Here is a 26692-nt window from a genome sequence, read left to right as displayed (position 1 = left end):
TATTGACTTTAATTTTGTTCAGGCTAAAAAAATTTTTGTCAGTTCAGCTTTCTTAAAATAAATTTTTTGGAATGGTACTTAAAAATGGATTTAATGATCATTAGATATTTTTCCTATTAAAGGGAAATCTAATTTTTAGTGGTAAATAACAGGAGGTATAAAAGTGGATAAAGTCACTCATCATGTTGATCTAACGTCAGCAGAATTAGCCAATCTCTGGACCCAATACATAAATGATTCTTTGTCAATTTGTATACTTCAACATTCTATTGAGAAGGCGAAAGATCAAGATATTAGAGACATTCTTGAATTTGCCCGCAGCCTAGCGGAATCCCATCTCGTTAAAATTACAGGTTTTCTTAATCAAGAAAATTTTCCGATTCCCAAGGGATTTTCACTAGAACAAGATGTCAATCTTAATGCCCCGCCATTATTTACGGATACCTTCATGTTAGTTTATATGCATGTTATGACATTACTCGGATTAACTGGCTATGCTGGTGCAGTCGCTACCTCGCAACGAGATGACCAAATAGACTACTTTATTCAATGTAATACGGAAACCATGCAATTATATAAGCGAATAGCAAAGCTATTGTTAAGTAAAGGGATATATAGTAAACCCCCTCGAATAAATATTCCAAATGAAATTGATTTCGTAAATAATCAAAGTTATCTGACGGGATGGTTTGGGAAAAAACGACCTTTAAATGCTGTGGAAATTAGTGGTCTATGCTTTAATATGATAAAGGTTAGTATGAAAGTTGTAATAGAAATGGGCTTTGGGCAAGTCTGCCAATCAAAAGAAGTTCAACAATATTTCCAAAAAGGTAAAAATATTTGTGAAAAACAATTTAGTGCTCTTAGTTCGATCCTAACGAAATCTAATTTGTCGTCACCTAATTCATGGGTTTCTGAAGTAACAAATTCAACTGTTTCACCGTTTTCGGATAAATTGATGTTAAATCATGTTGTTATATTGGTTTCCTCAGCAGTTGGTTATTTTGGCGCAGGTCTTTCTGTTTCGCAAAGAAGAGACCTAGGTGTTGAATACGCTAAAATGATAGCAGAAATGGGCTTATATGCTGAAGATGGGGCACAACTATTAATTAAGAATGGTTGGTTAGAACAACCGCCAATGGCTGATGACCGTGAGAAATTAGCAAAGGAATAGAACAAGTAACGAATAGGAAAGAAGCCTTGTGTTGAAGAATAGCACTCCCAGGAATTTAAAAAGCGGTCAATTCTTTTATCCAAATCAAAGGCACCCGAATCACTCATTCGGGTGCTTTTTGTCTACAATTCTCCAGGCCTTTTTAATGGTGCTGCATAGGGACAGCTTTCACCTGTTTGGCTGATTTAAGCTTTAGCATTGGGAGTAAAGCTAATGCGCCGATAAGGAATAGAGAGGATGCCATTAGATACATAACAATAAGCGGATATTCTGCTTTTAATAGACCTACTAAGCACATGTTTACCACCATTCCACCCATAAATAAAGGGTTTAAGATTCCATTGACTCGACCTACAAAAGATTCTTCGGCATTTGTTAAAATCAATGTATTACATGCAATATGGATAGGTGGACCCATAATTCCGAATACGAATTGAGCGAGTAAGGCTGCCCAAACAAGATTAACAGACCCCAATACCGCAACAGATACGGCACTCGAAATAAATCCGATCAAAAGCATCTTTTGCGGTGTGATCTTTTTGGAGAGCGCCATTGCTCCAACCCCGCCAAGGATCATTCCTGCACCATTTAAAGCGGTAAACCATTGCAGGTTTTGTGCCGATAATCCTAGATTCTCAGTGACCAAGAATATTCCCAGTGGGTTGACAAGGCCTAGCCCCATACCAGCGGCAAGGAAAAATCCCCCCATATAAAGGAAAAGCTTATTTGAAAATACATAACGCAAACCCATCTTCATCTCCGCTGAAACATTTGTTGTCAAAACCGTTTCTACCTTTTGATCAGCAGGCAAGAACGCAAGAACAAGAGCGGATAATAGAAAACAAATGCCCATGATGGCGATTGATACATAGATACCGAATTGGAAGTAGATCAGCGTACCAATGATGGGTCCCAATACCGTAAAGATAGATTGAAGCGTTTGGTTCATGGACATCCCAAGCTGCATTAAGACTTGCGGAACATGAAGCTTAAACAATTTCATACCAGATGGCTGTGAAAACTGTGACAAAACAGATGAAACGAGGGTGGCGAAGAAGATTGCCTTCCAGCCGCCAAAAACAAGTGCCAGTAATACTGCGAATATGGACAGTGCACTTAGCAGATCACATAAAACCATGGTGCGTTTCGGTCTCCACCGGTCGGCAAAGGTCCCGCCGATAAAAGAGAACAAAAAGATTGGTCCGAATTCAGCTACGGAGATCATCGAAATTGCGAATGGATCCTTATTGGTTTGTTCGGTTACAAACATTAAGATGGCAAAGTTTCGGACCCAGATGCCTAACTGTAAAAACAGTCCTGATAATAATATCGATTGAACAAAGCGATTGGCAAACAACGATTTCATCGTTGGTGCCTGGATTTGTGGTTGACTTGACATAATGACAACACCCTTTCAATTTTTTTGGAAAGCGAAAATTCAGCTTGGGATTCTTTAGGCAACTTCTTAAGAATCGGCTTCGTCTGCTTTGAAACTATCTTACGCCAGTTTGAAGTAGCTAAAACCGCAAACATACAGCATGATTACCGCAATATTAGGCGGAAGTAACCGCAAATAAACGGAGGAGATTTGCAATTAAAAGGAGTAGAATCGCAATTAAACAGTGAGTTTTCGCAAATAACTTGATGAGGCAGCTTTTTCTTGTTTAGAACTGCAAATATATTGGGGGGATTCGCAAATAAAAGGAGGAGATTCGCAATTAAACAGACAGTTTTCGCAAATAACTTGATGAGGCAGCTTCTTCTTGTTTAGAACCGCAAATATATCGGTGGGAATCGCAAATAAAAGGAGGAGAATCGCAAATAAACAGTGAGTTTTCGCAAATAATCTGATGAGGCAGCTCCTTCTTGTTTAGAACCGCAAATATATTGGGGGGAATCGCAAATAAAAGGAGGAGAATTGCAAATATTTTGGAAAATTCCGTAAGTAAATTTCAAAACTTAAATTAGTAGGTTATAGATTAACTTCAAATAAGGATCTTTCAAGAAAAAAAGACACAATGTTTTAACATTTATCGACTAATTCCAGCAGGATTTTCAATGTTGGGGAAGAATTTATTTTTCGAAAATAGAAAGGAGGAGTTATTTTGATACTGAAAGTAAGAGTAGTTCCGCTTATTATACTCATCTTGGAAGCTATTTTGAGGCGGCTCCCGAAAAGTCACCCTAGATATCCAATGATTGAGGACGAACATCGAAGGAGAGTGATTGGCTACAAAGGCGAAGAGTCGCTCGATTTCTACTATCGATCCTTTCCAGAACAGAAATACTTTATACTCCACGATTTAAACCTACCTGATGGCCCGTACAACTGCCAAATTGATACACTCCTAATTAGTTCAGATTCCATTATTGCTGTAGGTTCGAAAAATATAGGCGGAAACCTAACTTTTGACACTGAAAACAAACAGTTTATTCAAGAGTGGCATGGAGAAATTAAAGGATATCCTAATCCAATAGCTCAAGAAGAACGGCATCAGGAGTACTTACAAAAACTGCTGGCAGCGCACAACTTCCCCCCGGTTCCGGTTGATTATGTGGTCGTCCTAAGTAATCCGTATGCAACATATGTTGTTACTGGCCCAGAATCGGGAAAGATGAAAAAGCGTGTTTGCAAGGCAGATGCATTCCTTAATAGAATTAAAATGTTTGAAAGTTATTATAAAACTCCTGTACTTGACGCAAAGGAAATGCGAAGATTATCCCGGCTCCTTATTAAAATGAATACCCCTCCGACAAACTTCATGTTAGAAAAGTTCGGAATTGAGAAATCAGACTTAATGCCTGGGGTTCTATGTCCTACCTCTCATCATCCTCTTATTCGCAAAAAGCATAAATGGTATTGTCCCGCCTGCCAAACTTATTCCAAGGATGCTCATATTCATATGTTAATGGACTATTTTTTGCTGTATGATCTGAAAATCACAAACAAGCAGTTCCGAGAATTTGCTCGTTTGGATTGCATACATATTGCCGGAAGAATCCTGCGTTTATTAAATCTTATTTCTTCTGGTTCGAAAAAGACGCGGACGTATTCTCCCGCTAGTTTTCCTTGGGATCCTAAAAAGGAAGTTAAAAATATGAGGATAAAAGAGAGAAGTGGAAATTAATATCAGATGACTCTTCCCAAAAAATTTTAGTAGCTCATTTTCTGATTTGGGTTCGCAAATAAATAGGCGGTTTTCACAAATATTTCTCTTGGATTCGTAAATATTTGGTTATTAATCGAAAATAAATTTAGGTTTCGAATGCCCTACAAATTTTTGCGGGGGTGGGGCTCTTATTTGCGCGTACTAACTCCCTATTATGTCGTATGCTGATTTCAGGGTATATACTTACTTTAAAAAAGGGGGTCTTGTTTATGATTTACGATGCGGTCGTTGTTGGTGGCGGGCAGGCTGGTTTATCAATGGGATATTACTTGAAGCAATCGGGGTTTTCGTTTTTGATCCTTGATAATCAAAGCAGGGCAGGCGATGTTTGGCGAAAGAGATATGATTCTCTCATTTTGTTTACACCGAGATTTTATAGCTCGTTACCTGGTTTGCCTTTACCAGGTAATCCGAAGGGGTTTCCAACAAAAGATGAAATTGCGGAGTATCTCGATCAATACGTTCAAGTATTTGATTTGCCAATAAAGTTCAATACTCAGGTACAAAAAGTACGAAAAGAAAAGGATATTTTTGTCATATCAACAAACGATTTAATAATAAAAACAAAGAGAATCGTCATCGCCACAGGTCCATTCCACACACCAAGTATTCCATCCTTTGCGAAAGAACTCTCAAGAGAAATAACTCAGCTTCATTCTTCAGAATATAAAAACCCAACTCAGCTGCAAGATGGTCCTGTATTAGTGGTAGGAGGCGGTAATTCGGGTGCCCAAATCGCAGTTGAGTTATCGGAATGTCACGAAACATACTTATCTGTTAGCCAAAAAATTCGTTTCATGCCTTTAAATGTCGCTGGCAAAAGCATTTTCTGGTGGTTTGATAAATTGGGGATATTAAAGGCTGATCGTCATTCTTTCATCGGTAAAAAAATCCAAAGCCAAGGTGACCCCATTTTCGGTTACGAGCTGAGGGAGAAGATAAAGAATCATAGTGTCATAGTAAAGAGGAGAACTAAGTCTATTCAAAAAAATGAGATTCAATTTGAGGACCTTACTTCAATCTCAGTAAAAAATATTATTTGGGCTACTGGCTTTACTCCGAACTATTCATGGATCGAAACCCCCAATCTTCTGGATTCGAACGGAAACATAAAGCATGAAAGAGGGGTAACAGAAATAGACGGACTCTATTTTCTTGGTTTGCCATGGCAGCACCGCCGTGGTTCGGCCTTGCTTTTAGGGGTTGGGGAAGATGCGGAGTATCTTTATAATTACATGACAAAGAAAGATTTATAAATCTGAATTCGCCATCTGGCGTTTTTTTTGCCTAGGCAATTTTGCGGGAAACTGAAAAATGTTTGCGCGAGTTTACGGTTTTTTTGCGGTTTTTAAAGCCTGCTTGAATTCTATGATAGAAATGTATCATTTAAAAAGTAGTAGTTGGGGAGGATTATGATGAAAAAGCAATGGAATGTAGGTATATTGCTGTTTGAGGATGTAGATGTGCTAGATTATGCTGGACCATTTGAAGTTTTTTCTCTTGCCGTATTTGAAGATGACAAAGTTTCCAAAATGTTAACAGAAGGCTTAGCCATTGAAGAAAAGCCATTTATTGTTAAAACGATTTCACAGACAGGGGGAATCATTTCTTCTCATAATGGCCTTAAGGTCCAACCTGATTATGGCTTTCAGAGCAATGAGTTTAAAATAGATATTTTAATTGTTCCTGGCGGGCCGCTATATGCCATCCATAAATGTGTTGAAAATAAAGAGTTAATCAAGTGGATTTCGGACTTTTACGAATCAGGCGGCATCGTTGCCTCTGTTTGCTCAGGTGCAGTCATTTTGGCCCAATCAGGTGTTCTATCTGGAAAAAAAGCAACCACCCACTTTCTTGCTTTAGATTACTTAAAATCGAATTATCCAGATATTACGGTTGTTTCAAAGGTGCGTTATGTCGATCAGGGAAATATTCTTACCTCTGCAGGTGTATCTGCTGGTATCGACATGTCACTGTATCTTGTTGGAAAATTAATGGGTGAAACGGCGGCAGAAAGGACGGCGGCTACAGAAGAATACCCGCATGACTGGAGAATCAAGGCAAATATTGAAATTTAACCTATATCAACAAATCTAAAGGGGGTGCCGAAATTGCATCCCCTCCCTTTATTCGTATAGAACAGACAAGATTAAAATGAAAAAAGTACGTACTGGAACGAACATTAATGTATCCAATTCTTAGTTCATCGTGTAAAATGGAATTTATAGGAAAAATTATCCATAGGCGGTGAAAGTTTGGAAAATAAGACCTATAGGAACTGGGAATTTGAAACGATTGCAAAGCATACACTCGATATCCTTTTGATTGTTGACCAACATCAAATCGTACAATTTGCTACACCTTCTGTCGAAACAATTTTAGGTTATGGTCCAGACGAATTCGTAGGGAGAAATGCATTTGATCCTCTCTCTCCGGAAGATCGGGATCGACTAATGGCATCACATAAAGAAGTGATCGCGACAGGTGAACCAAGGGTGGACGAATATCGCGTATTTCATAAAAACGGCGAATTAAAATATTTTGAATCGCGGGTCATGCCGGTTCAAAACCATCCCGACAATCTTATCGTTGTGTCCATTCGGGATGTTACATTGAGAAAAAGAATGGAATCAGAGCTTGAGCGAAGAAAGAACCGATATCAAGAACTGCAAAATTGTTTAAAAAACTACTCACAGGACCTATCAGGAGTTATGAAGGTGTCGGAGCTTAAAAGCAGACTAATACACGAGCTTAACACAATAATACCGGATTCTGAACCGCAAATGGTGATATATGATCGGGAATCGAAAGCGATGGAAGGGGAGTACCCAGTAAGTCTGGCGGCTGTTTTGAATAATTTAACGGTTGGTAAACTCAAGGTTGAAAACGAGCAGATTTATATTTTAATAGGCGACCGAAAGGAAATGGCTTATATTCTCACCATGAAATCCTCTTCCATCAAGGAATCAATGGATTTGATTTGGCTGGAGACATTGGTTCATTACACCGTAATGGTTTTTGAAAGTTTGAATGTAATTGAGAGTCTGATGAGTCAATTGGAAACAGCCCTTCAAAAAAGTGAAAAACCACAGTGGATTTTAAGAATATTGTTTAACTTATCGGAAAAACAAAGAATGGAATTATCAAGCGATTTACATGATACCGTCCTGCAGGATCAAATGGCTTTATATCGAAACTTGGAATCCATATTAAAGGAATACCAATTTGATTGTGAAGTAGACCGGCAGCTAAAGGGAATTGTGCAAGGCCTGTTGGACACGATTCATCAAATTCGAATGACTTGTAATGAGCTGCGTCCGCCGCTTCTAAGGGAAGCGGGCCTTATTAGCGCTTTAGAAAATTTATTTGATTATACTCAAGTATCTTCAACCTTTAAAATCAAGTTTACAGTCGAGAATACGGATAGCCTTGTAATAAATGAAGAAGAAACCATCGGCATTTACCGTATTGTTCAAGAGCTGCTTAACAATGCCATTAAACACTCCCAGGCTAGTAATCTGCATTTTCATCTAAGCAGAACGGAAGAGTGGATTCATCTTCACTATTTGGATGATGGCGTCGGCTTTGCTGCTGAAAAGTTGACTCCGTCCTTCAAAAGTATGGGATTATCTGGTATGAGAGAAAGGATTCAAAGCCTAAATGGTACGATTGAATTTGCCTCACAGCCTGGGAATGGCTTGAGTGTAAAGATGCAGATACCGCTTAGTGTATAATGAGTGCCTTTTTTGAAAATAAACTATACTAAATGGTATTTTAGTATTTTCCTTCACAAAGTTATAAAAAAGCGGATTATCCTAGTTAGGAAAAGGATAATCCGCTTTTTTGTCTCTCATTTATAAAATTTTAATTCCATCCCGTTTTCTATATAGATTGTGTTTTGTAATCCGGTGTGGTTTATCAGATATTCAAATATGTTTTTTGCAGTGCTTCTGATTATCACACTCAAACCTATGGTGTCGAACACGCGTGCATAGCAGCGGATGATCAAGGTATCATTTTCGGTTAACAGATGATAATAGATGGTTTCTTTCTGTTTTTTTGAAAAACAGTGGATAAATAAATATTCATCTGTTGGTTCTATTCCTTTTATCAAAAATTCTTTTTGAACGATTCGTTTTATTTCCTCCATTTGCATCTCTGATAAATATATTCTCATTCCTAGTTCACCATCTTAATTTTGATCGGTATTCCATCCCTTTTCATTATACGAAAGTACGAGTTCAACTGTCACCATGCGCAATCTTTCCTAAGTAGTTGCTCTGCTTATTTTCCGAAAAATACCTTGCAGGGATTCATCAAAATCCTGCGGGGTGACCCAGAAACATTGCGGTTTTACTAAGAGGCAACTCCTATACAATGATAATGTCAAATGATTATTCCAAAAGGAGAGATGGAAAATGGATCGGATTACATTAGCAGTAAAAGGGATGTCCTGCCAGCATTGCGTAAAGTCAATTGAGGGAAGCGTCGGAAAACTGGAGGGTGTCAATAAAGTAAAAGTTAATTTAAAGGAAGCCAATGTGGCGGTCGTGTTCGATTTAGAACAAGTAAGTCCCGAACAAATTAAGGAATGCATTGAAAGCCGCGGATACGAAGTCTGCCATTAAGAAATGTCCCACAACTTAATAAGGTCTATGTTAATCGAGGTGAAAAAATGTAGGAAAGGGACGAAATTATGAGCATGAAAGAAGTAAACTTGCAGATAATCGGGATGACTTGTGCGGCCTGCGCGGCAAGGATAGAAAAAGGTTTAAATAAGATAGATGGGGTATCCAAGGCAGTAGTGAATCTGGCAATGGAAACAGCCACAGTGGAATTTCATCCTTCGATGGTTCAAGACCAGGACCTCATACAAGTGGTTGAAAAGCTGGGATATGGTGCCGAAAGGAAAGAAGAGCCGGGTGTAGATAAGGCGGACCCAAGAAAGCTGGAGCTGCTGCAACAAAAGGGCAAGTTTCTGTTCGCCATGCTGCTGTCGTTTCCAATGGCTCTGGTCATGTTTGCCAATATGGCGAAAGTTCCGGATACATTAGGCATTCAGGCTTTCTTTATGAATCCATGGGTGCAGCTGATGTTGGCTGCACCTGTACAATTACTGATTGGCCTTCAGTTTTATCGGGGTGCATATAAAGCATTGCGGAGCGGCAGTGCTAATATGGATGTTTTGGTGGCGCTTGGGACATCGGCGGCTTTCTTCTATAGTTTATATGTTTTGATACAATCTTATGGAACGGGCGCCGCGATGCTAGAAGTCTATTTTGAGACGAGTGCCATTTTAATTGCTCTTATTATTTTAGGGAAGATTTTTGAATCGAGCGCAAAAGGGCGTACCTCGGAAGCCATTCAAAAGCTGATGCAATTACAGTCAAAGCTTGCAGTTGTCGAAAGAAACGGCCAGGAGCTGGAGATTCCGCTTGAAGAGGTAGAAGTGGGAGACATTCTATTAATTAAGCCTGGTGAGAAGGTTCCTGTGGATGGAGAGATTATCGAGGGCAGAACCGCTTTGGATGAATCGATGTTGACTGGTGAAAGTGTTCCGGTAGATAAAACGATCGGGGACACGGTGATCGGCGCTACCCTCAATAAAAACGGCTTCATCAAAGTTCGTGCCACTAAAGTGGGAAAAGACACGGCTCTTGCTCAGATTATCAAAATTGTTGAAAGTGCACAGGGCTCTAAGGCTCCAATCCAGCGCTTGGCTGATCAAATTTCTGGAATCTTTGTTCCGATTGTAATCGGGATTGCTATCCTAACTTTTCTAATTTGGTATTTCTGGGTAACACCAGGTGACTTTTCCGGTTCCCTTGAAAAATTAATTGCCGTGCTTGTGATTGCCTGCCCTTGTTCATTGGGGTTGGCCACCCCAACGTCGATTATGGCTGGATCGGGTCGTGCGGCTGAATTTGGCATTCTTTTTAAAGGCGGCGAACATCTGGAAAGAGCTAGCCGACTAACCACGATTGTTTTGGATAAAACAGGAACCATTACAAATGGTCAGCCTGTTCTCACCGATATTATTGTGGATGGAAAAGTTAGCGAAGAGGAATTTTTATCGGTGGTCGCGGCTGCCGAGAAACAGTCGGAACATCCGTTGGCACAAGCGATTGTTCATGGGATTCAAGAAAAAGGAATTTTAATAGAGGATTGCACTGATTTTGAAGCTATACCGGGGTATGGTGTTAGAGCAAATATTGAAGGAAGAGCAGTTTTAATTGGAACCCGCCGTCTTTTAGCAGAGCATCACGTTTCTTTTGAGAAAGCTTTAGCAAAAATGGAGAACTTGGAACGTCAGGGTAAGACCGCGATGCTGGCTGCGGTTGATGGAGAATATGTTGGAATTGTTGCAGTCGCAGATACGATTAAGACAACATCGAAAAAAGCGGTGAAACGCCTGATAGACCTGGGATTAGAAGTGATCATGATTACGGGGGACAATAAAGAGTCGGCACATGCGATTGCCAAACAGGCTGGAATTGACCACGTTCTTGCAGAGGTACTTCCTGAAGGGAAAGCGGAACAGGTGAAGAAGCTTAAGGAACAAGGGAAAATTGTCGCCATGGTTGGGGACGGAATCAATGATGCACCCGCTTTGGCAGTTGCCGATATTGGCATGGCGATCGGAACTGGTACGGATGTGGCGTTGGAGGCGGCGGATATTACCCTGATGCGTGGGGATTTAAATAGTATTGCAGATGCCATTCATATGAGCAAAAAGACGATGCAAAACATTAAGCAAAACTTATTCTGGGCGTTTGCCTACAATACGGTCGGCATTCCTGTCGCTGCACTCGGTTTTCTCGCTCCATGGCTGGCGGGTGCGGCTATGGCATTTAGCTCTGTATCCGTGGTATTAAATGCCCTTAGGTTACAAAACGAACAGTTGAATACCGATACCGAGGAGGCTGCATTTTCTCCAAAAAGATGGCTGATACCGGCTTTGCTGTTACTAGTGGTACTGTTTGGTGGTTATTTTATCTATAACAATTTATTAGAGGATGCAGGAATACAGAAGTTAGTGGATGTGATATTGCGGTGAAATTTCTTCAATTGCTATTTGGAGCTTGCGAATGGTCCCGGAAAAAAGGATCCGCAAGCTTATTTTTTTTCTGACAGTTGCTATTTTTCTAGCGGAAGCTAACAAAAACTTTGCGGGGTGATTCGATTGATTTGCGGTTTGAAGTTAGCCATTTAGCAGTATGCTAAGAACATACCAATTGGAAGAATTTATCCATTCAACATTATAAGGAGTGAAAGAAATGAGAAAATGGGCAATCGCAGGAATGCTTTATGTAACCATTGTCATCGTTGGTTTTCAGGCTTATGACAAATGGTTCGCAGATGAAAAGACAACCGCTGCAGAAGCGGGAATGCAGGATATGGGGAATACGAAAAACAAAAAGAACGAAGATAAAAAGGAAAGCATGGAAACCATGGAGGATATGGGGAGTTCAGATCATGGTAGCGAGGCAGCGGAAACGGGTGCTCATGGGGAGGAAGGAAGCCATGGCCATGACGGGGGTTCTTCACATAGTGAAGGCAGCCAAGTAAATGCGTTTGTTTACAATGATAAAGACAATATTAAAATTTATTTAAAGGATAAGGCAGGAAATCCAATCGATGATTTAGAAGTCAATCATGAAAAGATTCTTCATTTGATTATTGTCGACGAACAGCTTCAGAAGTATTACCATTTACATCCTGAGCGAACAGGTAAAGGTGAGTTCACGATTGGAAATTTACTTCCTGAAGGGTATTATAAGGCATTTATCGACATTAAGCCTAAATCTCATGCTTATGCAGTAGAACCAGTTCCATTTGTGGTGGGTTCACCAGTTGTAAATACGGCTGCACATGGTCATTCATTAGTTCCAGATACTGATTTCACCAAGATTGTCGATGGGGAAAAGGTTACAATGACCGTCAGTTCTTTCAAAGCAGGGGAGAACGTTAAACTTTCCTTCGACCTTGATAGAACCAATTTGACTCCATATTTAGGAGCCATGGGCCATGTGGTGATACTCGATGAATACGGCAAGAAATTTCTCCATGTGCACCCGTCCAATGATACGGAACCGATTTTTGAAACTACATTTAGTAAGCCTGGTATTTATAAAATCTGGGCTGAGTTCAAACAAAATGGTAAAGTGAGAGCATTTCCGTTTGTGATTGAAGTGACGGAATAATAAATAGAATGTGAACCATGTGGAGGGGGAGGGCAGGCTAGACTCTCCCTTTCGTTAGTGCTGTGTAGAAAAAAACAAAAAATCTAGGAAGTGCACGAAAAGAGTCCAAACACGCAAGAATTTTGCGGTTCGCATAAAGAAATTCCAGTTAAACTAGGAGTAGAGGAGAAAACAGGTGGTGCTTTTATGGATAACAACCAGCAATTTTTTCAAACAATCCTCAATCATACAAGTGACGTAATCATGATTGTGGATCGGAATCGTCACATTTTATATATTACCCCAAATGTTTATGAGACTATGGGGTATCGACCTGAAGAATTACACAATCGAGACGGCTTTGACCTTCTTCATCCTGAGGATAGGGGACATATGCTGCAAAGGCATCATAACCTGCTGGCCTCAAAACAAAGTAATACCTCGGAATATCGAATGATTAGAAAGAATGGGGAAGTGCGTTATGGCGAATGTAAAACCACGCCGCTTCCCGACACAGAGAATTATCTTCAAGTTGTTTCGATTAGGGACATTACGGAACGAAAGCGGATGGAGCTAGAGCTTGCGTACCATAAGAACCGTCATGAAGTGTTGCAGAATAGCCTGAAGAATTTTTCGAATGATCTTTCTTTTGTGATGAAACATGCTGACTTGGAAGAGAGACTAATCAAGGAACTCATAACCATTTTACCAAACTCGAATCCTACCATAATGAAAATTTCTCCAAAAGACATACAATTATCATTAGGAAAAATGGAGAAGGCCTCTGAAAAGGTCATGATTAAAATAGGTAATCGGCAACAGAGCCCCTACATCCTGTCCATCAATGCAAGTGCCATTCGTGAAAAGATGGAATCAATTTGGCTGGAAACGTTGGCCTATTATTCGATGATGGTTTTTGAAAATTTAAATATGATAGAGAATTTGATCCAGCAGCTGGAAACAGCCACCCGTAGTAAGGAAACGCCGCAATGGGTGCTGCGGTTAATGTTTAATCTGCAGGAACAGCAGCGATTGACGTTATCGAGTGATTTGCATGATACGGTTTTGCAGGATCAAATTGACTTATACCGCAGGCTGGAATCTCTTTTGAATCGTTATGAAATAGACAAGGAAGTCAAAACCAAACTTGTTGGGATCGAACAGGGTTTGTTGGATATCATTCATGATATTCGGGCGACCTGCAATAACTTACGCCCACCTCTGCTAAGAGAGTTAGGATTAAAAAGATCATTGGAAAATTTGTTCGAGCATATCCAGATTAGCTCCACCTATAAAATTACTTTTACGTCAGAAGATCTCTCCATGCTTCCGCTAAGCGAGGAGCAGACGATCGGGATTTACCGGATCGTGCAGGAACTCCTTATTCATGCAGAGGAACACTCTCGGGCGAATGAAATAAAATTTGATCTCTACTATGAGGATCATCAATTGAAGCTGGTCTACAGTGATGACGGAGTTGGGCAGAGTTCTTCCTCGGATCATTTGAGGTTAACAAATGTAGAACAAAGAGCGCAAAGTCTTGGAGGCAAGATGGATATCAGTTTGGAGCCGAAGTGTGGTTTATTTGCTGCTTTACAGCTTCCGATTAACTTAGAAAGGAGTTTAGTATAATGGTAAATATTTTAATTGTAGATGACCATTTATCCATTATTGAAGGTACCAAAATGCTGTTGGAACAAGAACCGGATTTCAACATTACGGTTGAAAACAGTTCATTGAATGCGATGAATTTAATCAAGCTGCACCATTATGATGTATTGTTGTTCGATTTATACATGCCACACCTAAATGGGCTTGAGTTAGCAAAGCAAGCATTGGCATATAATCCGGATTTGACTGTATTGATTTATACAGGCTTCGATATCAAGCCTCATTTTAATTTGCTGGTTGAAGCAGGTGTTTCTGGTTTTCTTTCAAAAACTTCATCGCGGGATGAGTTAGTTGCAGGAATTAGGAGTGCCTTAAGGCAGCAGGTAGTTCTGCCGCTTTCATTGGTAAGAGAATTAAGAAGACCGGGGATCATATCGGATCAATCCACTGCCAATGAAAAAGTGGTCCTAACCAGCAATGAAGAACAAATCCTGACAGAACTAGCTAAAGGGAAAAGTACAAGGGAAATCGCCTCGAATTTAGCGATGAGCCAGCGGTCATTAGAGTATAACTTGACCGCCCTTTACCAAAAGTTTGGCGTTCGAACAAGAGTCGATACCATTGCCAAGGCCAAGAAGCTTGGGTTGATTCCTGAGGAAGAATTGAAATAATACCATTCTTATTTGGCGTAACTGTTGGAAAAAACAAATAAAAAGCTGTGGATTTCACAATTAAAATCGCAATGATTTTAGCGTGTAATGGGGGTTCCTTCGGGAGCCTCTTTTTTGTGTATGAACGTAGCAAAAACAGAAAATACAAAAAGGTAAACAAAAAAGACATAAAATATTTTTTATGCGAATATTTAACATTGAATAGACAAAGGAACTATTAAAGGGGGGAAACAGGATTGAATAATTTTTTAAGAGCAATACCATTGTCATTACAACATTTGTTTGCGATGTTTGGTGCAACAGTTTTGGTGCCAGCGCTAACCGGCCTTGATCCAGGAAGTGCCCTTATAGCCAGTGGTGTAGGTACCTTGATCTTCCATCTTATTACAGGTGGAAAAGTTCCTACGTATCTAGGTTCATCTTTTGCGTTTATTGCTCCACTTGCGTTATATGTAGGAAAGCTTCACTCGCCGGGTCAAGCCGTGGCAGGCCTTATCAGCGTATCCGTTGTTTATGCCATCGTATCGCTGATTATTGCCACAGTTGGCTTCGATAAAGTGCGAAAAGCCATCCCTCCAGTCGTCGTCGGTCCGGTTGTCAGCATTATCGGACTTTCCTTGGCGACAACAGCTGTCACTAATATGGCCGCGACACATTGGGACGCTGCCATTGTGAGCCTTCTTGCCGCTATCATCGCGACGCTTGCTGGCACGAAGGTGATCCGCCTCTTACCAATTATCATCGGTCTTATCGTCGGTTATATTTATTCTGCTGTCCGCGGCTATGTCGATTTTCAAAACATTGCAGATGCCCCTATTTTCGCGCTCCCTCATTTTGTGATGCCTGAATTCACATGGGTTGTCATCCTTGGTATGGCACCGATTGCACTTGTTACCATTATTGAAGACTTAGGTCATATGTTTGTATTAAACGAGATTACTGGAAAAGAAGTCACAAAAGATCCTGGCTTCGGGCGGATTCTCTTGGGTAACGGTCTTGCCACCCTTATCTCCGGATTCGTCGGCGGACCCGCGCAAACCACTTATGCTGAAAACCTGGGTGTTCTAGCCATCACCCGCCAGTTTTCCAGTAGGATCGTACAAGGCGCTGCCGTCATTGCGATTCTCCTTGGCTTGTTCGGAAAAGTTGGAGCTCTCATCCAATCCATTCCAGTTGCAGTAATGGGCGGCATTTGTATCCTGTTATTTGGTATGATCGCCGCAATGGGGATCCGTCATCTCATTGAGGAAAAAGTAAGCCTGGCAAATATGAAAAATTTGGTCATCGTCGCTATCATCTTCATTATCGGAGTAGGATATGCTCATAACGGTATCGCCTACGCGACCATCGCCGGATTACTCATCCATTGGCTCGTACCCGATTTTACGACAAAGAATGAAGATTAAAAAGATGCATGGGGACGGTTCTTGTGCATCAGTTTACTTGGTCCTAAATCCTATAGCGGTATACATTCTGTAAACCATAATGAAACAAGAGAACCGTCCCCATGAACCATTCCATGAACCATTTAAAGCAGCGGCAGAACCGTTGCTTTTTTAATTCTACCTGTAAAATTAATCGCGCATGGCTCCTGCCTCACGGGAAGTCATTGCACCTTGTCCTGCACTGACATCTTTTTGAATTTCTTGTTTTACTTTTTGGGCATCCGTTCCGGCAAATTCTGGTTGCATCATGGAGCCCGCATTTCCTTTAGCTTGTTGATTGTGTTGCTGCATATAAATCCTCCTCGATTTTCATTTAACAATCGTATTATTTACATAAAGCACTCGGTAAATCCGCTCCAATAGAGGAGTAGAAAATAAATGCAACAAAATTGGCTGTTTCGACAGCTTTTTTCATGTGACTGGCATGTGAAAAATAGGTATAAGAAATGGCGCAGTTTAGTGAACTGCGCCATTTCTTTTTGCGATAGAAAACGCGGTAATCTTTAGCGGTTAGGACTGCGGTGACACACGGATAAAATGCGGCGGTCTTCAAAAAGAGTGCGGTTAGGGAAGCGGCTGAACTGAGTAATATGTGAATATAGAAAACAACAAACAGTGGGTTGACTAAATCCCATTAAGGAGGAAATTACAATGACATTGAATCTATTATTCTTTACCGTTAGCATAAAAAAACGATTAATCGAACCTGAAGAAGCCCTTCACGATGAAATGGTTGAAAAACTATATGAAGAGCATAAAGATCGGCTAATCTCGAATCATTATTTGATGCACTAACAAACTGCCAGGGGTTACCTGGCAGTTTTTTTTGCCTCGTTATGGTCATGCTGCGACAGTAACAGCAGCTTATCCGACAGTAACGGCAGGCTATGGGACAGTAGCAGCGGCTTATCCGACAGTAACAGCCCGTCATGCGACATTAACGCCAGCCTATTCGCCTGTAATGTTGCCCATCCTGAGAGTAATATCCTGCTATCCGAGAGTAACCGTGCTTTATCAAAGAGTAATGGACCGGTATCCGAGAGAAACGCCACTTTATCCGAGAGTAACTAATCGCAATCACTGATAAACTTGCGGGCTGCCGCAAAATCCTGCGGAGGCACCTTAAAAAGAGTGCGGTGACCTCCAAAAAGAGTGCGGTTTGGCAACATGCATTCATTACTACAATGAAAATATAGAAAACACAACATGCCATTAAATGGAGGGGAAAATATGATATCAGTTTCAAATGTTTCAAAAATGTATACTTTGGAGTCGGGTGATTTTTTTGCACTAAAGGAAACCGTTATGCACGTCCGTAAAGGGGAATTTGTGGCCATTATGGGACCGAGTGGCTCTGGGAAAAGCACATTGCTTCAGTTACTAGGGGGTCTCGATCAGCCTACAACAGGAAATATCGTCGTGGACGGAATTGACTTAACCAAATTAAATGAAAAAGAACGAACATTATTCCGTCGCACAAGGGTGGGCTTTGTTTTTCAAAATTATCAGCTCCTGCCGATGATGACGGTCGGCGAAAATATTGCGCTTTCCCTAACTGCTAACAACACTCCAAAAAATGAAATCAAAACGATTGTGCAAAAATTGCTGTCAGAAGTAAACCTGCAAGGTAAAGAGTTAGCATTCCCTTCCCAGCTAAGCGGCGGCCAACAGCAGAGAGTAGCCATTGCAAGGGCGTTAGCGATGAAGCCAAGTTTAATCCTAGCAGATGAACCTACCGGCAATCTCGATCAAAAGAACGGAGAAGATATTTTAAAGCTTTTATCAAGGCTTAACAAAGAGGAAAAGATTACGGTGGTCATGGTGACGCATGACCAACAGGCAGCACTGGTAGCGGATCGAATCATTGTGGTAAGAGATGGAATGATCGTGGAGGAAGGAGGATATCGAAATGAAAAAGTGGCAAATCGCATGGCGTAATTTAATGCGGCGGAAGATGCGGACTTTTCTTACGATGTTATCAATCATAATAGGGGTTGCCTCCACATTCGGTGTAATTGCAGCTGTCAATACGGCAGAAAAAGCCTTTCCTATTTACTTAAAGGAGGCTATAGCAAAAGCGGATTTTACTATTGCTGGAACGGAGGCCTATTTTTCCGAAGATGTTGATAAGCAAATGGCTTCGGGTAAGGATTATGAATCTGTTGCAATGTTAAAGCAAAACACCAAGTTGATTACAAAAGAAAAAGGGATCTCTTCCATCCAGAAACGAGTCGTTCTCACCGGCTATAGCCAGCTTGATACCACAGTTACTGGTTTCAAAGTAATTGACGGTGATCTAAAAGCCAAGGGGGCCGTCATTACGGATCGAACAGCAAAGGTTTGGGGCTCAAAGATTGGAGATACGATTTCCTTTGATACAGACCAAGGTGTCAAAACGATTGAGATAACGGCCATTGTTCGATACACAAAAGACTTAATGGGCCCTTCCAGCTGGAATATGGCGAAATATCACCACTGGGCGGTCGCGGTTCCACTCCCAACTGTTCAAAATTGGTTTGATTTAAACGGAAAAGTTCAAGCAATCCAGGTAAAAGCATCAAGCCCTAATCAGCTTGATGCCGTAGAGAATGAGCTGGATCAATTTGTGAAAAGCAATACCGGTATTTATATGCAGCCTATGATTATTAACTTTGATACTGCTTTTAAGGACCTGAATACTTTCTTCTTAGCCCTGTATATTGCTGGTTTCCTGGGAATTGCCCTGAGCGCCTTCATCATTTTTAATTCGCTCTATGTAAGCATTAAAGAAAGAAAAAGTGAATTTGCCGTGTTGAAAACGATTGGATATACACCGGGACAATTACAGGGTATGGTCCTGACCGAGGTATTATTGGTTGCCATTATCGGAACGGTGTTTGGGCTTACGGTAGGATATGGCCTTGCGCACGGATTGAAACTGCTCATCTTCATGGTGTATGGCGTACAAAGCAACAGTTCCATGGAATTAGTAACCGGGTTGATCGTATCAATCCTTGCCGGTCTGCTCGTTCCGATTCTTGCCTCTTGGTACCCGATTCAACAGGTGGGTAAGACGAGTGTGATTGATGTGCTAAAAGAGAACAAGGCAAAGCCTAGTGGTCATTCTAAGTGGTTAGGGATCGTAGGGGTCCTGCTTATTCTATCAAGCTTTTTCATCAAGCATTTGATTTTAGTCCTGCCGCTTATGATTGGAATCACCCTAGTATTTCCGTATCTCTTTAAACTGTTTAGTTTTATTCTGAAAGCGTTCTATCGACTTGTATTCAAATTTTCCGGAGACGTCGCAATCCGTAATTTAAATCGAAATATTGGCCGCACTTCCATGACTTCCGTGATTCTATCTCTTGGGATTGCCATGATTGTGTTAATGAGTTCTCTAAATTCGGCACTTTTACAATCGTATGAGAAAATGATTAACCAATCTTACGGCGGAAATCTCGACATCATGTTCCACCATATTGAGAAAGAGGATCTCGACATTATTAAAAATACAGACGGAGTCAAAGATGCAGCTACGTATTCGATGCAGGGAATCGTTTGGAATTTGGATGGCGAGAAGCGAATGCTCCCTGTATACGGAGTGGGGGCGGACTGGATTGACCGATTCCCGTTGTTTACCGTAGCAAACGGTTCACACAGTGCATTAATTAAGAGCTTAAAAGATGATGAAATTCTCCTTGATCAGGCCGCCTTTGCGACTTGGGGAGGAAAAATTGGCGAAAGCATTACGTTAGCTACTATTGACGGTGAAAAAACCTTTAAAGTGGCCGCAATGGTAAACACAATGAAAAATAGTGGTTACGGGGCGTTTATGAGTGATGAGAACTTCAAGGAAAACTTCGGTGTGAAATATGAAAGAAATGCGTTAGTCATCAAGGAAGCACAAATAAGTCCACTACAATTGAGAGAGAATATTTACTCCAAATTCGGTGGGAGAATTGAGGAAATGTGGGGGCCTGAGGATTGGGTTTCTATGATTGGCGGTACCATTACAGCATCCTTCAGTATGGTGAACGCCCTTGTCATCCTTGGGATTATCGTCTCTGGCATTGGAATTGCGAATACCTTACTGATTAATATTATGGAACGGGTCCGGGAAATAGCGATGATGCGGGCAGTTGGTGTAACGCACCGTCAGATTATCGGGATTATTTTACTAGAAGGGTTTGGAATAGGTCTTGCTGCAACTGTTATCGGAATCCTGTTTGGCATTCTGTTAATCTATTTGACGTCTACGTTTATGCAAGTAAACTCACTAACCTTTGAATTCGGCGTCTCTTGGTTAATTATTGCGATAATAGCTTTGTTTGGGATTATTGTCAGCATCATTTCCAGCATCGCTCCATCCACCAGAGCGGCAAAAATCAAGTTGAGTGAGGCGCTTCGATATGAGTAGAATCCTGTTGGTACTGTTCTTGCCGTTGTTATTGCTGTCTGCCTGCGGGCGATCGAATGAATCGTGGGAGAATGAGGAAGTTGCGGAAGTCAGTACCCGAATTGTCGCTGATGATGTAAAGGCGAACTGGAAGATTGAAAGTGCAGCAGGTGACGAGCAACGGATACAACTAAAGATTTTGAAGAATGACGGGAAACCGATTGATGATTTTGAAATTACGCACGAAAAATTATTGCACTTGATTATCGTCAGCAAGGATTTATCCTATTTCAATCACATCCATCCTGAGTATAAAGGGAAAGGTTTGTTTGAAATCACAAATGAATTTCCCGCTGGCGGCAAGTATAAGCTTATTGCAGAATTTAAGCCAACTGACGGCGATTCAATGACCAAAATGGCGTGGGTTGACGTTGAGGGAAGTGAAAAGGCTTCTGTTCCGGTCGTGGTTGATGATGACCTTGTGAAAACCGTGGATGGCAATCGAGTAGCCTTAATGATGGATTCTGTCGAGGCAAACAAGGAGCTTACTCTTAAGTTTACATTAACGGACGAAGCAACAAATCAGCCGATTACGGACCTCGAGCCTTACTTAGGGGCGATTGGTCATGTGGTCGTTTTATCATCGGACGGGGAACTTTACTTGCACGTTCACGCAGTTGAAGGGCAGGGAAGTGGTCCGGAGGCACTTTTTGAAACAGAATTTCCGAAAAGCGGAATTTATAAGATTTGGGTACAGTTTCAGAGAGATAACAAAGTCTTTACAGTTCCTTATGTGATAAAGGTTCAGTAGGGTGAAATACGATTGAAAGGCAAATCGAATTAGATTTGCCTCTTTTTATTATAGGCTCATAATCTACTATGGATTAATTGGTTAAACTCTAAATCCATACAAGGGCGTTTAGGTTTGATAGTTATGATCGGTTCATAACTCCCCAATTACTGGCAGCGATATAGTTCAGTAGATAAGAAGCGTTCATAACTCCTCAATAACTCGACCGCGACATAGTTCGGTAGATAAGAAGCGTTCATAACTCCCCAATGGCTCGGCCGCGACATAGTTCGGTAGGTAAGAAGCGTTTATAACTCCCCAATGTCTCGGCAACGCGATGGTTCGGTAGATAAGAAGCGTTCATAACTCCCCAATGGCTGGGCAACGCGATGGTTCGGTAGATAAGAAGCGTTCATAACTCCCCAATGGCTGGGCAACGCGATGGTTCGGTAGATAAGAAGTGTTTATAACTCCCCAATGGCTGGGCAACGCCATGGTTAGGTAGATAAGGAGCGTTCATAACTCCCCAATAGCTTAGACGCGCCATGATTCGGTAGTTAAGAGCGGTTCATAACTCCCCAATGGCTCGGCAACGCCATAGTTCGGTAGATAAGGAGCGTTCATAACTCCCCAAATGCTCGGCAGAGACATAGTTCGGTAATTAAGGTCGGTCCATATATTCATTATCCAATTGATTACGTTAATATTCAGTAATAGAATCCTACTAAACAAACAATAGCATATAAGAAGACCTAAATGTTTGATTGAAAATCCGCAAAAGTGGTTTTTTTTGCATAAAAAAGCATCCGCAATAATTTGCGGCTTCACTCAAAAAACCTGCGGTGAAGGTCTAAAAAGTATGCGGTGGAGGTTCAGAAAGTGTGCGGTTAGGAAGCTATTAAAACAACGTAGAATGAAATCATCCAATACATTAGAAAACTTCACTCGATAAGGCCGCTGGATCCATTTTGAAAGGAGTTTGATAAAATGAAAGATTTCAAGTTGTTTTTACCATATGTGAAACCGGTAAGGGGTTTATACTTGCTTGGATTTGTCGGGAGTATCTTTCGTTTCCTGGTGCCGCTGTTTGTTCCATTAATTTTAAAATATATTTTTGATTCTCTGCTGCAAAATGATCAATTGTCCCGCACGGAAATGCTTGAACAGCTAATGATGATTGGGCTCGGTATGATGGCCATATTCCTTTTCATCCGAACACCTATGGAATACGTAAGGCAATTTTGTATCCACAAGGCCAACAACAATATTATGAAACACCTTCGCAAAGATGCCTTTAAGAAAGTTCATTCTCTTGATGCGAAATATTTTGTAGATAACAAAAGCGGAGAAATCGCTACACGTTTTTTCGACGATATCGAGAAGGTGAAGGGTTTCTTGACTGCCTTCTTTGGAAACATCTGGATTGAAATGATTGTTCTCGTGTTCGTTGTGGCGGTAATGTTGACCCTTAACGTAAAATTAACAATCCTGTCTGTTTTCCTAGTTGGCTTACAATTTATTCTTGCACATATCTTGTCAAAAAGATTAAAAAAGTCAACCCGCAGCATGATGCAATATCGATCGGTAATGAGCGGGTTTATTTTTGAAAAAATCCAAGGTGCCTTCCTCTCAAAGTTGTTTGCTTCGGAAAAAAGAGACAAAGAGGAACTCGATCAACACTTAACTCAATTTGACAAATTAACAGATCGGCACGCCAAAATTAATGCCATCATGCTAGCTTTCGTCAATGTTTTAAGTGATATGACACCATTTATCGTCGCGATTATTGCCAGTTTGTTTGTGATTGATGGGAGTTTATCGATGGGAAGCCTCATTGCTTTCTTTGCCTATGTCGATAAAATGAGAAGTCCTGTGGCCGCTCTAGTGAATGCTTATCCGGCCATTACCGAAGGAAGTGTTGCTTTAAAAAGGATCTTTGATTTCTTTGGTACTCCTAAAGCAATTAACGAAAAGGCAAACCCAGTTGAGTTAAAGGAATTTAACGATTGCATCGAGCTTAATAACGTGACATTCTCCTATGATGGAAAGAAGAACATAATAGATAATGTTTCTTTGACACTTGAGAAAGGAAAAACTTATGCGTTTGTTGGTGAAAGCGGCGGCGGTAAGAGCACCATCCTGCAGCTTTTGCTGAGAATGTATGATGTTACGAAAGGTGAGGTGTTAATTGATGGGGTTAATATCAAAGATTACGCGATTGAAAATCTTCGAGAGCATATGGGAATTGTCACGCAGGATAACTTTTTATTCAGTACTTCGATTAAGGACAATATTAAAATGGCAAAGCTTGATGCGACAGATGAAGAAATAATCGCTGCTGCCAAAAAGGCTTTTGCACATGATTTTATCTCAGCAATGCCAAACGGTTATGAAACAGAAATTGGGGAGAGAGGAGTTAAGCTATCTGGCGGCCAAAAACAGCGGGTGGCCCTTGCTCGGATATTCTTAAAGAATCCTTCGTTGATTTTCTTGGATGAGGCCACCAGCGCTCTGGATAATGAAAGTGAAAAGCTTGTTAAAGAGTCGATTAATAAATTTGCCAAAGATAAGACTATTATTATGGTCGCGCACAGGCTATCAACGATTTTGAATGCCGATACCATATTTGTTTTGAAAAACGGTAGAATTGTAGAAAGTGGAAATCATAAGACCCTGCTAAAAAGAAACGGTTATTACAAAGAACTTTATTTAAAGCAAAATTCGACTGCCGAAGAAGAAATGAAATTGGCAGCAGGCTGAAAAAAGATTGGGTAGCGAAATTGGTTGCTTATGTGCAGCCATTTTTTTTCGAAAAAGGTATTTATTACTTGGTTTGCTGGTTCGAGAGGATAAAGACCTTTATATGTGCCCTAACAATTCAAGGGTTTGCAAGTTCGGGAGTATATATCCTCTATATGAGCCCGAATACATCAAGATTTTTCAAGTTCGGGAGGATACAGCCTCTATATGAGCCCACATGCATCGAGATTTTTCAAGTTCGGGAGGATACAGCCTCTATATGAGCCCAAATGCATCGAGATTTTTCAAGTTCGGGAGGATACAGCCTCTATATGAGCCCGAATGCATTAAAGTTTTTCAAGTTCGGGAGTATATAGCCCCTATATGCGCCCGAATACTTCACAGGTTTGCAAGTTCGGGAGGATATAACCTTTATATGAGCCCGAAATACTTCATAGTTTGCAAGTTTGGGAGGATATAGTCTCTATATGAGCCCGAATACTTCACAGTTTTTCAAGTTCGGGAGGATATAGTCTCTATATGAGCCCGAATGCATGAAGGGATTGCAAGTTTGGGAGTATATAAATTTTATATGCACCCGAATGATTCAAGTATTAGCTGGTTCGGGAGAATAAAGCCTCTATAAAGTTAAACGCTTGGATTTTTTTGGGAAATCCCAAGCGTTTTTGTGTATTATTTACATTGTGATTCAGCCGGAATAGGAATAAAAACCTTAAAAATTCATCTTCGATTGTCCGCCATCGACATTTATGCTGGCTCCGACAATCCAGGATGCTTTTTCAGAAGCAAGGAATACCGCAACATTGGCGATTTCCTCCGGGGTACCGAAGCGGCCTGCAGGAATTTCTTTATTCACAAACTCTTTAATGCCCTCCGGATCCTCATTCATGCGTTTGATCCAATTGCCAGTTTCGTGCAAAATACTACCAGGAGCAATACTGTTCACACGGATACCATATGGAATCACTTCGTCAGCCAAAGACTTCGTAAAGCTGATAAGCGCCGCTTTTGCATTATTGTAGGTAACTTTACCACCGCTTTCCCTACCATAAACAGAGGTAATATTAATAATGGATCCCGACCGCTGATTTTTCATAGGAAGGGCAGCTAGTTTACTCAGATGTACTGCAGAAAAATAGTTCAGTTCCATTGCCTGATAAAAAAGTTCCATATCGGTTTCAATTACTTTACTGCCATTACTGCCACCGGCATTATTGATAAGGATATCAATTGATCCATTTTCCTCGGTATAAGTATGAATCAATTTCTCCCGTTCCTCAGGATTGGTAATGTCGGTTTGAATTATAGCCACGCTGCCGCCAAGTTCTGCTTGTGCCTCTTCTAAGTAACCTAAGCCTCTGGCGGTAATCGTAACATTTGCTCCTTCATCAACAAATGCCTTGGCAATTGCCTTTCCGATTCCTTTTGAACCGCCGGTAATGAGTACGTTTTTGCCTTGTAATTGCAAGTCCATTGTTCAAAGCTCCTTTATTTGGTTCATTTTTTGTTATGTATATAAATATTATAATGCAAACAACTAATAAAACTGAATGAGTAATTTTCCATTGGAACTATCTCGAGTTACCAACGTATATTAGTTCAAATAATTCGGTACATTGGAGAGGGAAATAAGCTCGTCTGAAAAAGCTGTATAAAATGTGGAAGCATAGATGTAGGAACGTAAGGGATGGCCCGTCTCAATAGCTTAAAATAAATAGAAGAAGAGGTTGTTAACAATGATACAAAAAAGAACAATACATATTCTAAATGGACTAGCTATGTATAATTATTACAAAAAGACAAATTTTCTTAATCAAGAATTGATAGTTCCTTTTAACGAGGCAATGTGTTATGGAAATACGAGTCCTAATCTATTTTCAGATAAATTCATCCAAATACGTGCAAAGGTCCATCATGTAACGCCGAAACAATACATTGAACACGCACTAACACCATTGCAGCCGCTCTTAAGTGGAAATTTTACTCATATGGCTTTATGGTTTGATGCCGATATGTTTTGTCAAATTAATATCCTGACCATCCTTGCTTGGTTAGACCAAGTAGAGCATACAGACTCTATTGATCTATATCTAGTTGATGATCAATTTCAGCCTGTGAGCCATTTTTCCCTAAAGGCGAAAGGATATTATGACATGTACAAACAAGTGTTGATTGATAAAACTATGCCTGAAAATATCGATCCCGAACCATTAAAGAAGGGGATAGAGCTATATTTGAATTACCTAAGAAAAGACAGTGATCTTCTGCTGTATATTCACAAGCACCGAGAGGTTCCAGAAGAGGAACTTATGCTAGCTTTACTTGAAAAATTTAAAGAATATGGGTTAGGAGACACACAATATTTTGAAATTATAAAATCTCATCGGCAAAATCATCAGTAAGAATCTATTTCTTATGTTTAGGAGTATAAGTTTAATTCGTTTATTTTTCAGAAAATATAGAATACAATAACTTTAATCAGATTATTTACATACAACCCTAATTGGAGGGAG

Annotated in this window: 22 protein-coding genes; 18 read left to right on the top strand and 4 right to left on the bottom strand. The window is 40.5% G+C overall.

The features are described from left to right. The first annotated feature begins 163 nt into the window (after nucleotides 1–163). Nucleotides 164–1174, top strand: coding sequence for a DUF3231 family protein (locus ACNQGS_RS23715; protein WP_491489477.1), 1011 nt, complete (start codon nucleotides 164–166; stop codon nucleotides 1172–1174). Nucleotides 1175–1316: 142 nt separating this feature from the next. On the opposite strand, the gene ACNQGS_RS23710 is transcribed toward ACNQGS_RS23715, so the two are convergent. Then, nucleotides 1317–2573, bottom strand: coding sequence for an MFS transporter (locus tag ACNQGS_RS23710; protein ID WP_491489476.1), 1257 nt, complete (start codon nucleotides 2571–2573; stop codon nucleotides 1317–1319). Between the two features lie 706 nt (nucleotides 2574–3279). Between ACNQGS_RS23710 and ACNQGS_RS23705 the strand changes: the two genes are divergently transcribed. From ACNQGS_RS23705 to ACNQGS_RS23690, 4 genes are all read left to right on the top strand, one after another. Next, nucleotides 3280–4302, top strand: coding sequence for a nuclease-related domain-containing protein (locus tag ACNQGS_RS23705; protein ID WP_491489475.1), 1023 nt, complete (start codon nucleotides 3280–3282; stop codon nucleotides 4300–4302). A gap of 251 nt (nucleotides 4303–4553) precedes the next feature. After that, nucleotides 4554–5600: a flavin-containing monooxygenase gene (locus ACNQGS_RS23700; protein WP_491489474.1), complete on the top strand. Its 1047-nt coding sequence runs from the start codon at nucleotides 4554–4556 to the stop codon at nucleotides 5598–5600. Nucleotides 5601–5759: 159 nt separating this feature from the next. After that, complete coding sequence (locus tag ACNQGS_RS23695; RefSeq protein WP_491489473.1) at nucleotides 5760–6422, top strand: DJ-1/PfpI family protein; 663 nt, start codon at nucleotides 5760–5762, stop codon at nucleotides 6420–6422. Nucleotides 6423–6599: 177 nt separating this feature from the next. Beyond that, nucleotides 6600–8078: a PAS domain-containing sensor histidine kinase gene (locus ACNQGS_RS23690; RefSeq protein ID WP_491489472.1), complete on the top strand. Its 1479-nt coding sequence runs from the start codon at nucleotides 6600–6602 to the stop codon at nucleotides 8076–8078. Nucleotides 8079–8194: 116 nt separating this feature from the next. Here ACNQGS_RS23690 and ACNQGS_RS23685 read toward each other — a convergent pair whose 3' ends face one another. Then, nucleotides 8195–8521, bottom strand: a complete 327-nt coding sequence (locus ACNQGS_RS23685) for a hypothetical protein (RefSeq protein WP_491489471.1) — start codon at nucleotides 8519–8521, stop codon at nucleotides 8195–8197. A gap of 241 nt (nucleotides 8522–8762) precedes the next feature. On the opposite strand from ACNQGS_RS23685, the gene copZ reads away from it, so the two are divergent. From copZ to ACNQGS_RS23655, 6 genes are all read left to right on the top strand, one after another. After that, entirely contained in the window at nucleotides 8763–8972 is a 210-nt protein-coding gene (copZ, locus tag ACNQGS_RS23680) for a copper chaperone CopZ (RefSeq protein WP_491489470.1), read from the top strand. Nucleotides 8973–9046: 74 nt separating this feature from the next. After that, nucleotides 9047–11401: a heavy metal translocating P-type ATPase gene (locus ACNQGS_RS23675; protein ID WP_491489469.1), complete on the top strand. Its 2355-nt coding sequence runs from the start codon at nucleotides 9047–9049 to the stop codon at nucleotides 11399–11401. A gap of 220 nt (nucleotides 11402–11621) precedes the next feature. Beyond that, nucleotides 11622–12548, top strand: a complete 927-nt coding sequence (locus ACNQGS_RS23670; protein ID WP_491489468.1) for a DUF8832 domain-containing protein — start codon at nucleotides 11622–11624, stop codon at nucleotides 12546–12548. 186 nt (nucleotides 12549–12734) lie between these two features. Then, a complete protein-coding gene (locus ACNQGS_RS23665) occupies nucleotides 12735–14159 on the top strand; it encodes a PAS domain-containing sensor histidine kinase (protein ID WP_491489467.1) in 1425 nt (474 codons plus the stop codon). Beyond that, the gene (locus tag ACNQGS_RS23660) at nucleotides 14159–14809 is read left to right on the top strand and encodes a response regulator transcription factor (RefSeq protein ID WP_213119199.1); all 651 of its coding nucleotides are present in this window, start codon (nucleotides 14159–14161) and stop codon (nucleotides 14807–14809) included. Before ACNQGS_RS23665 ends, ACNQGS_RS23660 begins: the two co-directional genes overlap by 1 nt. 236 nt (nucleotides 14810–15045) lie before the next feature. Beyond that, nucleotides 15046–16215 carry a uracil-xanthine permease family protein gene (locus ACNQGS_RS23655; RefSeq protein WP_491489466.1) on the top strand — a complete coding sequence of 390 codons (1170 nt, stop codon included), beginning with the start codon at nucleotides 15046–15048 and terminating at the stop codon, nucleotides 16213–16215. Nucleotides 16216–16383: 168 nt separating this feature from the next. On the opposite strand, the gene ACNQGS_RS23650 is transcribed toward ACNQGS_RS23655, so the two are convergent. Continuing rightward, nucleotides 16384–16545: a hypothetical protein gene (locus ACNQGS_RS23650; RefSeq protein ID WP_491489465.1), complete on the bottom strand. Its 162-nt coding sequence runs from the start codon at nucleotides 16543–16545 to the stop codon at nucleotides 16384–16386. A gap of 360 nt (nucleotides 16546–16905) precedes the next feature. Here ACNQGS_RS23650 and ACNQGS_RS23645 point away from each other — a divergent pair, with 360 nt between their 5' ends. The 6 genes from ACNQGS_RS23645 (at nucleotide 16906) to ACNQGS_RS23620 (ending at nucleotide 24179) form a co-directional block, all read left to right on the top strand. Beyond that, the gene (locus ACNQGS_RS23645; RefSeq protein ID WP_491489464.1) at nucleotides 16906–17049 is read left to right on the top strand and encodes a YrzI family small protein; all 144 of its coding nucleotides are present in this window, start codon (nucleotides 16906–16908) and stop codon (nucleotides 17047–17049) included. 31 nt (nucleotides 17050–17080) lie between these two features. Continuing rightward, nucleotides 17081–17338: a hypothetical protein gene (locus ACNQGS_RS23640; protein WP_491489463.1), complete on the top strand. Its 258-nt coding sequence runs from the start codon at nucleotides 17081–17083 to the stop codon at nucleotides 17336–17338. 146 nt (nucleotides 17339–17484) lie between these two features. Next, complete coding sequence (locus ACNQGS_RS23635) at nucleotides 17485–18192, top strand: ABC transporter ATP-binding protein (protein ID WP_491489462.1); 708 nt, start codon at nucleotides 17485–17487, stop codon at nucleotides 18190–18192. Next, on the top strand, nucleotides 18164–20650 hold the full coding sequence (locus ACNQGS_RS23630) for an FtsX-like permease family protein (protein WP_491489461.1): 2487 nt from the start codon (nucleotides 18164–18166) through the stop codon (nucleotides 20648–20650). The genes ACNQGS_RS23635 and ACNQGS_RS23630 overlap by 29 nt, the downstream gene beginning before the upstream one ends. Next, complete coding sequence (locus ACNQGS_RS23625; protein WP_491489460.1) at nucleotides 20643–21440, top strand: DUF8832 domain-containing protein; 798 nt, start codon at nucleotides 20643–20645, stop codon at nucleotides 21438–21440. Before ACNQGS_RS23630 ends, ACNQGS_RS23625 begins: the two co-directional genes overlap by 8 nt. Before the next feature lie 966 nt (nucleotides 21441–22406). Continuing rightward, a complete protein-coding gene (locus ACNQGS_RS23620) occupies nucleotides 22407–24179 on the top strand; it encodes an ABC transporter ATP-binding protein (protein WP_491489459.1) in 1773 nt (590 codons plus the stop codon). A 712-nt stretch (nucleotides 24180–24891) separates the two neighbouring features. Here the strand turns inward: ACNQGS_RS23620 and ACNQGS_RS23615 are convergent. Then, nucleotides 24892–25653, bottom strand: a complete 762-nt coding sequence (locus ACNQGS_RS23615; RefSeq protein WP_491489458.1) for an SDR family NAD(P)-dependent oxidoreductase — start codon at nucleotides 25651–25653, stop codon at nucleotides 24892–24894. A gap of 262 nt (nucleotides 25654–25915) precedes the next feature. Between ACNQGS_RS23615 and ACNQGS_RS23610 the strand changes: the two genes are divergently transcribed. Continuing rightward, entirely contained in the window at nucleotides 25916–26581 is a 666-nt protein-coding gene (locus ACNQGS_RS23610; protein WP_491489457.1) for a hypothetical protein, read from the top strand. The last annotated feature ends 111 nt before the right edge of the window (nucleotides 26582–26692 follow it).

The organism is Neobacillus sp. PVCKKU3, from assembly GCF_058323225.1.
The sequence above is the reverse complement of the archived record's forward strand: the minus strand, read 5'-3'. Positions and strand labels throughout refer to the sequence as shown.

What these genes read in the sequence shown, in the direction of transcription:
- ACNQGS_RS23710 (WP_491489476.1), bottom strand. Translation starts at nt 2,573, where the DNA reads ATGTCAAGTCAACCACAAATCCAGGCACCAACGATGAAATCGTTGTTT.
- ACNQGS_RS23700 (WP_491489474.1), top strand. Translation starts at nt 4,554, where the DNA reads ATGATTTACGATGCGGTCGTTGTTGGTGGCGGGCAGGCTGGTTTATCA.
- ACNQGS_RS23695 (WP_491489473.1), top strand. Translation starts at nt 5,760, where the DNA reads ATGAAAAAGCAATGGAATGTAGGTATATTGCTGTTTGAGGATGTAGAT.
- ACNQGS_RS23685 (WP_491489471.1), bottom strand. Translation starts at nt 8,521, where the DNA reads ATGAGAATATATTTATCAGAGATGCAAATGGAGGAAATAAAACGAATC.
- copZ (WP_491489470.1), top strand. Translation starts at nt 8,763, where the DNA reads ATGGATCGGATTACATTAGCAGTAAAAGGGATGTCCTGCCAGCATTGC.
- ACNQGS_RS23675 (WP_491489469.1), top strand. Translation starts at nt 9,047, where the DNA reads ATGAAAGAAGTAAACTTGCAGATAATCGGGATGACTTGTGCGGCCTGC.
- ACNQGS_RS23670 (WP_491489468.1), top strand. Translation starts at nt 11,622, where the DNA reads ATGAGAAAATGGGCAATCGCAGGAATGCTTTATGTAACCATTGTCATC.
- ACNQGS_RS23665 (WP_491489467.1), top strand. Translation starts at nt 12,735, where the DNA reads ATGGATAACAACCAGCAATTTTTTCAAACAATCCTCAATCATACAAGT.
- ACNQGS_RS23660 (WP_213119199.1), top strand. Translation starts at nt 14,159, where the DNA reads ATGGTAAATATTTTAATTGTAGATGACCATTTATCCATTATTGAAGGT.
- ACNQGS_RS23650 (WP_491489465.1), bottom strand. Translation starts at nt 16,545, where the DNA reads ATGCAGCAACACAATCAACAAGCTAAAGGAAATGCGGGCTCCATGATG.
- ACNQGS_RS23645 (WP_491489464.1), top strand. Translation starts at nt 16,906, where the DNA reads ATGACATTGAATCTATTATTCTTTACCGTTAGCATAAAAAAACGATTA.
- ACNQGS_RS23635 (WP_491489462.1), top strand. Translation starts at nt 17,485, where the DNA reads ATGATATCAGTTTCAAATGTTTCAAAAATGTATACTTTGGAGTCGGGT.
- ACNQGS_RS23630 (WP_491489461.1), top strand. Translation starts at nt 18,164, where the DNA reads ATGAAAAAGTGGCAAATCGCATGGCGTAATTTAATGCGGCGGAAGATG.
- ACNQGS_RS23625 (WP_491489460.1), top strand. Translation starts at nt 20,643, where the DNA reads ATGAGTAGAATCCTGTTGGTACTGTTCTTGCCGTTGTTATTGCTGTCT.
- ACNQGS_RS23620 (WP_491489459.1), top strand. Translation starts at nt 22,407, where the DNA reads ATGAAAGATTTCAAGTTGTTTTTACCATATGTGAAACCGGTAAGGGGT.
- ACNQGS_RS23615 (WP_491489458.1), bottom strand. Translation starts at nt 25,653, where the DNA reads ATGGACTTGCAATTACAAGGCAAAAACGTACTCATTACCGGCGGTTCA.
- ACNQGS_RS23610 (WP_491489457.1), top strand. Translation starts at nt 25,916, where the DNA reads ATGATACAAAAAAGAACAATACATATTCTAAATGGACTAGCTATGTAT.